9 protein-coding genes are annotated in these 9,692 nt (G+C 60.4%); 4 read left to right on the top strand and 5 right to left on the bottom strand.

Features of this window, described 5'->3' with window-relative positions:
- Positions 1 to 5 precede the first annotated feature (5 nt).
- Positions 6 to 437, bottom strand: a complete 432-nt coding sequence (locus tag ACQG11_RS02005; RefSeq protein WP_022648813.1) for a tripartite tricarboxylate transporter TctB family protein — start codon at positions 435 to 437, stop codon at positions 6 to 8.
- An 11-nt stretch (positions 438 to 448) separates the two neighbouring features.
- Complete coding sequence (locus ACQG11_RS02000; protein WP_022648812.1) at positions 449 to 1,429, bottom strand: Bug family tripartite tricarboxylate transporter substrate binding protein; 981 nt, start codon at positions 1,427 to 1,429, stop codon at positions 449 to 451.
- 152 nt (positions 1,430 to 1,581) lie between these two features.
- Between ACQG11_RS02000 and tctD the strand changes: the two genes are divergently transcribed.
- The 4 genes from tctD (at position 1,582) to ACQG11_RS01980 (ending at position 5,615) form a co-directional block, all read left to right on the top strand.
- Entirely contained in the window at positions 1,582 to 2,256 is a 675-nt protein-coding gene (gene tctD / locus ACQG11_RS01995) for a transcriptional regulator TctD (protein ID WP_017693014.1), read from the top strand.
- Complete coding sequence (locus tag ACQG11_RS01990) at positions 2,243 to 3,652, top strand: sensor histidine kinase (protein ID WP_063849971.1); 1,410 nt, start codon at positions 2,243 to 2,245, stop codon at positions 3,650 to 3,652. The genes tctD and ACQG11_RS01990 overlap by 14 nt, the downstream gene beginning before the upstream one ends.
- Positions 3,653 to 3,781: 129 nt before the next feature.
- Positions 3,782 to 4,321, top strand: a complete 540-nt coding sequence (locus ACQG11_RS01985) for a YfaZ family outer membrane protein (protein WP_022648809.1) — start codon at positions 3,782 to 3,784, stop codon at positions 4,319 to 4,321.
- 94 nt (positions 4,322 to 4,415) lie between these two features.
- Complete coding sequence (locus ACQG11_RS01980) at positions 4,416 to 5,615, top strand: nicotinamide mononucleotide deamidase-related protein YfaY (protein WP_023300615.1); 1,200 nt, start codon at positions 4,416 to 4,418, stop codon at positions 5,613 to 5,615.
- A 31-nt stretch (positions 5,616 to 5,646) separates the two neighbouring features.
- Here ACQG11_RS01980 and glpC read toward each other — a convergent pair whose 3' ends face one another.
- The 3 genes from glpC to glpA are packed head-to-tail and all read right to left on the bottom strand — an operon-like array spanning position 5,647 to position 9,669.
- A complete protein-coding gene (glpC, locus tag ACQG11_RS01975) occupies positions 5,647 to 6,837 on the bottom strand; it encodes an anaerobic glycerol-3-phosphate dehydrogenase subunit GlpC (RefSeq protein ID WP_157507151.1) in 1,191 nt (396 codons plus the stop codon).
- Positions 6,834 to 8,051: a glycerol-3-phosphate dehydrogenase subunit GlpB gene (glpB, locus tag ACQG11_RS01970; protein ID WP_426728134.1), complete on the bottom strand. Its 1,218-nt coding sequence runs from the start codon at positions 8,049 to 8,051 to the stop codon at positions 6,834 to 6,836. Before glpB ends, glpC begins: the two co-directional genes overlap by 4 nt.
- Positions 8,041 to 9,669 carry an anaerobic glycerol-3-phosphate dehydrogenase subunit A gene (glpA, locus tag ACQG11_RS01965; protein ID WP_045620903.1) on the bottom strand — a complete coding sequence of 543 codons (1,629 nt, stop codon included), beginning with the start codon at positions 9,667 to 9,669 and terminating at the stop codon, positions 8,041 to 8,043. The genes glpB and glpA overlap by 11 nt, the downstream gene beginning before the upstream one ends.
- Positions 9,670 to 9,692 lie beyond the last annotated feature (23 nt).

The raw sequence follows: 9,692 nt of genomic DNA, 5'->3' as shown, positions 1-9,692 counted from the left end.
CTCCGTTAGTTAAACCATGCGCCGAGCGGCAGGGTCACGTCCAGCAGGCGGTCGAAGGCGTACCAGAGTAAAATGCCCAGTACGACCCCGGAGATCCCCGCCGCAGGCAGCGAGGCGTTAAACAGTATGCCAATCACCATCGTCAGCAGGGCGGTGGCGATCGGGAAGCCGAGCCACTCAAAGCCCCACGCGTACATCAGCAGAACAATCACCATTACCAGCAGACGTTGCAGCGTGCGGCGTGGCGGCCACTCCACGGTGTCCGGATGGCGCAGCAGCAGGGCCACCGAACAGAGCAGCATCAGGCCAACAATGCCGACGGGAAAGGGGCGTGGCCCCACGGGTTCATAGCTGTATTCGCTGTGGATCTGCCAGGCGACGAACAGGCCGCCAATGCAGAGCAGCAGCCATATCCCGGCAAAAATGCGATCGCTCATAGCGCCTCCGGTTATTTCGCAAGACCAAAGGCTTTCGCCTGTTCGCGATAGTCATTCACCTGTTTTTTCACGTACTCGTCCAGCTGCTTGCCGTTCAGGTTGAACTCAAACAGCCCGCGCAGATCGCGCTGTTTTTTGAACTCCTCGGTTTGCTGAAGTTTTGCGAAGGTATCCACCCACCACTGGTACTCGGCGTCGGTCACTTTTGGCCCGACGAAGAAGCCACGGATGATCGGCCAGACCAGGTTATAACCCTGCTCTTTGGCGGTTGGGACGTCTGCCAGCTGGCCCGGCAGACGGTTTTCCGAGAAGACCGCCAGCACGCGGATCTTATCCCCGCTCAGGTAGGGCACCATTTCGCTGAGATCGCCCGATACTGCCTGCACGTGATTGCCCATCAGCGCCGTCACCGGCTCACCGCCGCCTTCAAAGGCCACGTAACGCATTTTGTGCGGATCTACTTTGGCCTGCTGCGCCAGCAGCGCGGCTTTCATCCAGTCCTGGCTGCCGATAGAGGCGCCTGCGCCAATCACCACGCTGTTCGGATCTTTTTCCATGGCGGTCAGCAGATCTTTCAGGGATTTCCACGGGGAGTCGGCGCGAACGGCGATCATGCCGTAATCGGTGCCCACGGTGGCGAGCCAGCGCACGTCATTCACGTCATAACGACCAAATTTCCCCTGCGACAGGTTCAGCAGCGAGCCGCCGGAGAAGGCCACCACGGTGCCGGGTTCAGCAGGGCGCTGGGCGACGATGGCGTTATAGGCTACCGCGCCCACGCCGCCGGGCATGTAGGTGACGCGCATCGGTTTCTCAATGGCCTTCGTCTCCAGCAGGCTGACCTGAATCAGCTTACAGGTCAGGTCGAAGCCGCCGCCGGGTTTGGCCGGGGCGATACACTCGGTGCGGGACGGGGTGTCCTGCGCCTGGACGACAGAGGCACTCAACAGCAATGCGCTTGCAGCAAGGGTAGAAAGTAATTGTTTTTTCATCGTTTATCCTCACGCCGGAGAACCGGGAGTACGAGTACGGGTGTCTTTTTTCTGATTATGTGAACCACCGTGTAGCGGTTCCGTTGCGTGATTGTTAAAACAATAACCTTTCATTTCCCTTTCACTGCGACACCAACTTTACAGGATGTGATATGCGTCTCTTACTGGCGGAAGATAATCGTGAGCTGGCTCACTGGCTGGAGAAAGCGCTGGTACAAAACGGATTTGCCGTGGATTGCGTCAACGATGGACGGGCGGCCGATCACCTTTTACAGGGGGAAAACTATGCCGTCGCGATCCTTGATATCGGCATGCCCGGCTTCGACGGGCTGGAAGTGGTGCATCGTCTGAGAAAGCGCGGGCAGACGCTGCCGGTGCTATTTCTCACCGCCCGCAGCAACGTGGCAGACAGGGTGAAAGGGCTGAATGCCGGGGCGGATGACTATCTGCCGAAGCCGTTCGAGCTGGAGGAGCTTGATGCCCGCCTGCGTGCGCTGCTGCGCCGCAGTGAAGGACGAACCCAGGAGCGCCAGCGGCTGGGAGAGCTGGAGTACGATGATGAAGGCTTTTTTCTGCTGCGCGATGAACCTCTTTCCCTCACGCCGCGCGAGCTCTCTTTACTGAAGGTGCTGATGCACCGCCGGACCCGTCCCGTCTCCCGGCAACAGCTCTTCGACCAGGTGTTCAGCCTGAACGACGACGTCAGCCCCGAGAGTATCGATCTCTATATTCACCGCCTGCGTAAGAAGCTGACCGGCAGCGGCGTGCGGATCACCACCCTCCGGGGACTGGGCTACGTGCTGGAGTGCGGCGATGAAGTGGGTTAAGCCGCAGTCGCTTTACCTGCAACTTTTGCTTTTTCTGGGTTTGCCGCTGCTGCTGTTATGGGGGCTGTCAGCCTTTAACAGCTACGTTAGCGCGCTACAGGCGGCGACGCAGGCCTATGACCGTACGCTGTTATCCTCGGCGCGCACCGTGTCTGAGCGGCTGGTGGTGCACAAGGGCAAGCTGCTGGTGAACGTGCCCTGGGTCGTGCTCGACAGCTTTGAGCTGAACATGAACGATCGCCTCTACTACAAGGTGGTTGACCCTGACGGGCGGACGATCTCCGGCTATGACGATCTGCCAAATATGCCTCCCTCCACGTCGCGCACCACTCACTATCCGGCGCTGGCGTGGTTTTATCATACCGAGTATCGCGGGCAGGCGATCCGCGTGGCGAAGCTGCTCCAGCCGGTTAACGAAGATAACGTGTTCGGGATGGCGGAAATTTACGTCGCAGAAACGTTGCAGTCGCGGCGCTATCTGGCCACACAGCTGCTGTTTTCCTCACTCGTGTCGCAGGGGCTGCTGGTGCTGCTGACGCTGGTCCTGACCGCCTGGCTGCTGCGCCGCGTGCTGCGCCCAATGCGGCAACTCTCTTCGCTGATGGTGCGCCGTGAGCCCGGGCTGCTGGCCCCGCTGCCGGAGCTGCTGCCCTGGTCGGAAACGCGGCTGCTGATTGTGGCGTTTAACCGTTACATCGACCGGTTGCGCGGCGTACTTTCGCGGCAGGAGCGCTTCAATGCCGATGCCTCACACCAGCTCAAAACGCCGCTGGCGGTGCTAAAAACGCAGGTATCCGTTGCTCTGACGCGTAACGATCCGGCGCTGTGGCAGGAGAGCTTACGGGCAATGAACGTTACGCTGGATAACACCATCGTGCTGACGGAAAGGCTGTTACAGCTTTCGGCGGTGAAGCGGAAAGAGCAGGGGGAGCGACAGTTTGCCCCTGTCGATCTGGTGCAGGTGGTGCAAAACTGCTGCTTTTCGCGGCTGGCACAGGCGCGCAGCAAGGGTATCGATCTCGGTTATGACGGCGTACAGCAGCCGGTAATGATTGAGGGGGATGACGTTTTGCTGGGCGAACTCTGCGCTAACCTGCTGGAGAATGCGATCAAATACACGCCGGAGCAGGGCATCGTGACGGTGTACCTGCGCATGGATAACGATGCCGTTGAGCTGAGCGTGGAGGACAGCGGACCGGGTATTGCCGAAGACCAGATCTCCCAGGCCATGCTGCCGTTTCATCGGCTGGATAACGTGGGCGATGCCGCCGGGTCCGGCATTGGCCTGGCGCTGACCAACGATATTGCCCGCCTGCACCGCAGCCATCTTCAGCTGATGCCCAGTGAAAATTTGGGCGGCCTGTGCGTAAAAATGCGTTTTTTATTGATGATATAAATACCGATATTATCAAATCGTTACAAACTAATTGCCCGATGTCCACTGAGCGCATTGATCCCACAGACAGTCAGGTTAAAATCTCGCGGTTTTTGGACATCTCTGAATATATTGTGCGGGATCACGACAATGAAAAAAGTGGCATTAATGGGCTTAGGCCTGATGTTTGTATCGGCAGCAGCCAACGCTATTTCCTTCAACGGCTCGGCGGGCGAAGATTATACCCACCTGGGCTTTGGTCTTGGCACGGATAGCGCAGGCCTGGCGATGACCGGCGGCTGGACGCATAACGACGACGATGGGGATGCGGCAAGCCTGGGGCTGGGCTTCAACGTACCTTTGGGTCCTTTCCTGGCGACAGTCGGCGGTAAAGGGATTTACACCAACCCGAACGACGGCGACGAAGGTTATGCGGCGGCAGTGGGCGGCGGTTTGCAGTGGAAAATCGGCGACAGCTTTGGCCTGTTCGGTGAGTACTACTACTCTCCGGATTCCCTCTCCAGCGGTATCGATAGCTATGAGGAAGCCAACGTGGGTGGACGCTGGACCATCATCCGTCCTGTCACCATCGAAGCGGGTTATCGTTATCTGAACCTGGCGGGTAAAGACGGCCACCGCGACAACGCGCTGGCAGATGGTCCCTACATCGGTGTGAGCGCAGGTTTCTAATCCTTTCGGCGCGGCGTTCAGTCGCGCCAGTTTCTCTCTTCCCCCGGTCTTCGATTGCGCTATAGTGTTTTGACCATTGAAATGGGAGAACACAATGATAAACGTGGAAATGTTATCCACTGGCGACGAAGTGCTGCATGGGCAAATCATTGATACCAATGCCGCCTGGCTCGCCGATCTCTTCTTTGAGCAAGGATTACCGTTAACGCGCCGCAACACCGTGGGTGATAATCTTGAGTCTCTGGTCAACGTTCTGCGCGAGCGCAGCGAACGCTGCGACGTGCTGATTGTGAACGGCGGGCTTGGGCCCACCAGCGATGATCTCAGCGCGCTGGCCGCCGCCACGGCCAGAGGTGAAGGCCTGGTCCTGCACGAGGCGTGGCTGGCACAGATGGAGCGATTTTTCTCCGAGCGTGGCCGCGTGATGGCCCCCAGCAACCGCAAGCAGGCTGAAATTCCCGCCAGCGCGGAACTGATTGATAACCCGGTCGGCACCGCCTGCGGGTTTGCCGTTCAGCTGAACCGCTGCCTGATGTTCTTCACTCCGGGCGTGCCGTCGGAATTTAAAGTGATGGTCGAGCAGCAGATCCTGCCGCGCCTGCGCGCGCGCTTCACGCTGCCTGAACCGCCGCTGTGCCTGCGTCTGACCACCTTTGGCCGCTCGGAAAGCGACCTGGCCCAGAGCCTCGATCACCTGCAACTGCCTCCCGGCGTGTCGATGGGCTATCGCTCCTCCATGCCGATTATTGAACTGAAGCTGACCGGACCGGCGTCAGAGAAAGCCGCTATGCTGGCACTATGGCCGGAAGTGCAGCGCGTCGCCGGGGAAAGCCTGATTTTCGAAGGAACGGAAGGGCTGCCGGCGCAGATCGCAGCGCATTTGCAGTCCCGCCAGCTGAGCGTGACGTTAAGCGAGCAGTTTACCGGTGGGCTTCTGGCGCTTCAGCTTACCCGGGCGGGTGCGCCGCTGCTGGCCAGTGAAGTGGTGCCGTTCCAGCAGGAGACGCTGGCGCAGACGGCGCGCTGGGCATCCGAGCGCAGAGTGAAGCATTTCGCCGGACTGGCGCTGTTTGTGGGCGGGCTGGATGAGGAGCATCTCAACTTTGCCCTGGCAACGCCGGAAGGGACCCACGCCCTGCGGGTGAAGATGAGTATTACCCGCCACAGCCTGGCCGTGCGTCAGGAGGTGTGCGCGATGATGGCGCTGAACATGCTGCGCCGCTGGCTGAACGGGAAAGAGGTCGCCAGCGAGCACGGCTGGATCAACGTCGTGGAATCGCTGTTCGTAGAGTGAGGATGTGCCGGGGCAGTGTCCCCGGCAACGGTTACGCCAGTGCGTTTGCCAGCAAGGTAATGGGATGTTCACAGCGTTTGCTGGTGGACATCTCGATCTGCCACTTGCAGGTTTCACAATCCGTCACCACGATATCTGCGCCGCTCTCTTCAATCTGCCGGAACAGCGGCGCGCCAATGGCCTGTGACGTTGGGTAGTTTTCACGCTTGAATCCGTAGGTGCCAGCGATGCCGCAGCAGCGTGAGTCCAGCACCGTCAGCTCCAGCCCCGGGATCAGCCGCAGCAGATCCAGCGTATAGATCGACCATCCCATCTTCTCCATATGACATGGCGTGTGATACACCACCTTCAGCGGCAATTTGCCCAGCGGTAACGTCTGCCCGCTGTCAAGCTTGCGCCAGAGAAAGCGAGTCGCCAGCTCAATGTGCTCGCGCAGGCCGGTGTTATCCACATCCAGCAGATGCGGATATTCATCGCGCAGCGTGAAGGTACAGGTTGACGACGTCGCCAGTACCGGGATCCCGTTGTCGACGATCGCCTCGCGCAAAGAGGTGACGTTGCTTTTCGCCTGCCTGCGCGCTTTGTCGGTAAAACCGTTGGCAATCAGCGGAACGCCGCAGCACTTCTCTTTGCTCAGCAGCTGAACGCCCGTCCCCATGGCGTTCAGCACTTTCAGCAGGTCTTTCCCCAGCTGCGGATGGTTGTAGTTCACGTAGCAGCCGTGGAAGAAGGCAACCTGCTCAGCGAACTGCGCCTGTTCTGCCGCCACGGATTTATACCAGCGGCGGAAGGTGCCGTGAGAATATTTCGGCAGACTGCGGTGATGGTCGATTTTGAGCGTCGCATCCAGCAGCCTGCGCACCGGCTTCAGGGCGGTGGCGGCATTGACGACCGGCGCGAAAGGCGTCGAGAGGCTGCCCATCAGATCGGTGTGGCTCAGTATCGCGTCGCGCAGCGTCGGTTTTTGCGTACTGTAGCGGGCGCGGGCGCGCTGGATGATATCGCCTATTTTCACGTCCGACGGGCAGGCAACTTCGCAGCGTTTACAGTTGATACAGTATTTCAGCGCCTCGTCGTAGAGCGCGCCGTCCTTCAGGCGCAGACGCTCCCCGTCGGGGCCGGCCTGTTTCGGGCCGGGATAGCGCGGATCGACGCCGCTGACCGGGCAAACCGTGGTGCAGACCGTGCATTTGATACAGCTTTCAAATCGGGTGTCGTTCATTGTGCTCCCTCCCTGCGCTGGATAATCTGCTCCGCGACATGCAGCGCGGTGACGGCGCAGACGCCGCCACCGCAGCCCTGTGCCACGGGATCGTACCCGCCCAGAACCGAGCCGATGGCGTAAAGATTTTCAACCGGTTCCCCGCCCAGCTGCGGGCGCAGCTGGGTATCGACGATCACGCCGAACTGCTGCCAGGGCTGCGGGGTGAAGAAATCGCTTTGATACCAGTCCGCGCGGGAAGCGCTTTGCCGGACATCCAGCCCGAGAATTGCCTCACGCACGCCATCCCGGCTGCTCAGCAGACCGTTACTGAAGAAGCTGCCGCTTGCCAGCACCGTATAGCGTGCACGAAGCGGGATGTCGCCGTGGTTGCGGGTCCAGATTTCGCTTACCGCGCCCTCTGCCAGGGTGATTTTTTTCACCTCGTCGCCTGCCATCCAGACGCCACCCTGGGCGACAAACTGACGCTGAAGCTGGGTATGCAGACGAATGCCGGGCACGGAAGGGGGGAGCGTCGGCAGTAAACCGAGCGTACAGGGCAGGCGCGCCGAGAGCCAGCGCCAGAGCCGGTTGTCCGTTAAGCCAAAACAGGCGGGCATAAACAGGGCGTCGCAGGTCTCGCCGAGCGGTTGAAGCGCCGCGTACAGCTGCGGCCAGTAGCGTTCATTATCCAGCAGGCGGGCAATGTTCACCGCACGAAACTCGCTGGGGTTTTCGCGCAGCACGTCGAGCTCGGGGAGATCAATCTCCGCCGTATCCACCTGAATGCCTTGCTGTCTGAGAGACGCGGCGGCAAGATGCGGCTGGAAATCAAGGAAACCGCTGATCCCCACCACCCGCACGTGCCCGACAGCGATGGGGGCGACAGGCACCTCTTCCGGGCTAAGCCAGGCGGCGCGCAGAGTGCCGAGCGGCGTGACGCGCTGATGATTTTGCTCGGCGTCACCCTGCATGCGTGCGCCGCAGGCGGTAAGCAGGTGTTCGGTTTCGCAGGCAAAGCGGGCCATATTCTCTACGCCCGTCAGACGGTAGGGATGTTCAGGCGGCAGATCGGCGAACGATAGCGCGCCCAGTAAATCCAGCGAGCCGGAAGAGAAGTGCAGGGCACTTTGACCGCGAGTGACAATGGCGCAGCGCAGACCCCGCTGCGTCAGTTTGAGACCGCACAGCAGGCCCGCCAGCCCTCCACCCACAATCACGGTATCAAATTTCATGGTTGTGCTCCTTCTCCAGACCGCAAAGTCCCTGATAGACCCAGCGGGTAAACTCACTTTCGCGCAGGGCATCGCCCCAGGCGACGGGCTGAATGCCTTTCCAGCGCTCATTTAAAAAATCGCTGAGCTGGGCTAGCGACTGGGTTGAGGAGGTGGCATGAAAACGTTGCAGCAGCCCGGCGGCACGGCAGGCGCACAGCTCCCCCTGACAGGTGCCCATCCCGACTCGCGTGCGGCGGCGTAAATCAAGCAGGTTGTTCACCGTCAGGTTTTCCACGGCATATTGCACCTCGCCTGCGGTCACGGCTTCGCATTCGCACACCAGGCTGCGGCTGAGTCGCCCTTCACCGAGCCAGGTTGGGGTGCGGTCGCCGTGACGGTAAATCGCCGAACCGCGAAGCGGGGCAGGGAGTGAAATGATTTTGTGCAGCGTTTTTTCTGTCGATTGCTGCGAGCCGGGCAGAGCCTGTTCCGCCGTCACGCACGGTGCGGTGTTGCCGAGCTTACGGCAGACGGCATCGGTGGCCCACTGGGCCATCAGCCGGTAGGTCATCAGCTTGCCGCCGGTAATGGTGATAAACCCGTCCATGCCGTCACGTTCAGCGTGATCGAGCAGCACGATGCCGCGGCTGACGTTACGCCCGCTCGGATCGTTGTCGCTGGCGACGAGGGGACGCACGCCCGCGTAGGCACGCAGAATACGCGTCTGCGCCATCACCGGGGCCAGCTTTTCCCCTTCGCGCAGCAGGATATCCACCTCTTCAGCGGTGACGCGGTTGTAATCAATTTCGCTGTAGTCCACATGCATTGAGGTCGTGCCGATTAACGAAATGGTGTCCCCCGGCACGAGGATATCGGCGTCAGACGGTTTACGGCAGCGGTTGATGACATGGTTATTGATGCGGTGGTCGAGGATCAGCAGCGAGCCTTTGGCCGGGAACATGCGCACCGACAGGTCCGCGTATTCCGCGATGCGCTGGCCCCAGATCCCCGCCGCGTTGACTACGACGGCGGCATACAGCTCGCGGTGTTCGTTGTACTGCGCATCAAACACGCGCACCCCGCGCACGCTATTACCTTCACGAATAAGCCCGGTGACGTGATGCCCGGTCAGGATCTGGGCGCCATGTTCCCGCGCGTCGAGCATATTGGCGGCGGTCAGGCGGAAAGGATCAACGGTTCCGTCCGGTACTTTTACCGCGCCCAGTAACGCCGGGTTTACCGAGGGTTCAAGACGGCGCGCCTGCGCAGGATCGATCGCCTCGGCCTGAATGCCTGCCGCCGTGCAGGCGGTGATAAAGGTTTGCTGAAAGCCGAGGTCATCTTCTGGAAGGGTGATAAAAAGACCGTTGGTCGGTTCAACGCAGTGGCGGGCGATGCGCCTGAGGATCTGGTTTTCAGCGATACACTCGCGTGCTGACTCAGCGTCAGTAACCGCATAGCGGGCACCGCTGTGCAACAGACCGTGGTTACGCCCCGTTGCGCCGGTGGCGATGTCGTGGCGCTCCAGAAGCGTGACGCTCAATCCCCGCAGGGCGCAGTCGCGTGCGATGCCGGCACCCGTCGCGCCACCGCCAATGATAATCACATCGCTGAAGCGTGGATCGTGAATTGTCATTGCCTTTCCTCTATGTTCGTTTT

The organism is Enterobacter cloacae complex sp. 372C4 (genome assembly GCF_050030615.1).
Classification (GTDB): domain Bacteria; phylum Pseudomonadota; class Gammaproteobacteria; order Enterobacterales; family Enterobacteriaceae; genus Enterobacter; species Enterobacter intestinihominis.
The sequence above is the reverse complement of the archived record's forward strand: the minus strand, read 5'-3'. Positions and strand labels throughout refer to the sequence as shown.

Excerpts from the sequence above, each read along its gene's own strand:
- ACQG11_RS02005 (WP_022648813.1), bottom strand. The coding sequence starts at position 437 with ATGAGCGATCGCATTTTTGCCGGGATATGGCTGCTGCTCTGCATTGGC.
- ACQG11_RS02000 (WP_022648812.1), bottom strand. The coding sequence starts at position 1,429 with ATGAAAAAACAATTACTTTCTACCCTTGCTGCAAGCGCATTGCTGTTG.
- tctD (WP_017693014.1), top strand. The coding sequence starts at position 1,582 with ATGCGTCTCTTACTGGCGGAAGATAATCGTGAGCTGGCTCACTGGCTG.
- ACQG11_RS01990 (WP_063849971.1), top strand. The coding sequence starts at position 2,243 with ATGAAGTGGGTTAAGCCGCAGTCGCTTTACCTGCAACTTTTGCTTTTT.
- ACQG11_RS01985 (WP_022648809.1), top strand. The coding sequence starts at position 3,782 with ATGAAAAAAGTGGCATTAATGGGCTTAGGCCTGATGTTTGTATCGGCA.
- ACQG11_RS01980 (WP_023300615.1), top strand. The coding sequence starts at position 4,416 with ATGATAAACGTGGAAATGTTATCCACTGGCGACGAAGTGCTGCATGGG.
- glpC (WP_157507151.1), bottom strand. The coding sequence starts at position 6,837 with ATGAACGACACCCGATTTGAAAGCTGTATCAAATGCACGGTCTGCACC.
- glpB (WP_426728134.1), bottom strand. The coding sequence starts at position 8,051 with ATGAAATTTGATACCGTGATTGTGGGTGGAGGGCTGGCGGGCCTGCTG.
- glpA (WP_045620903.1), bottom strand. The coding sequence starts at position 9,669 with ATGACAATTCACGATCCACGCTTCAGCGATGTGATTATCATTGGCGGT.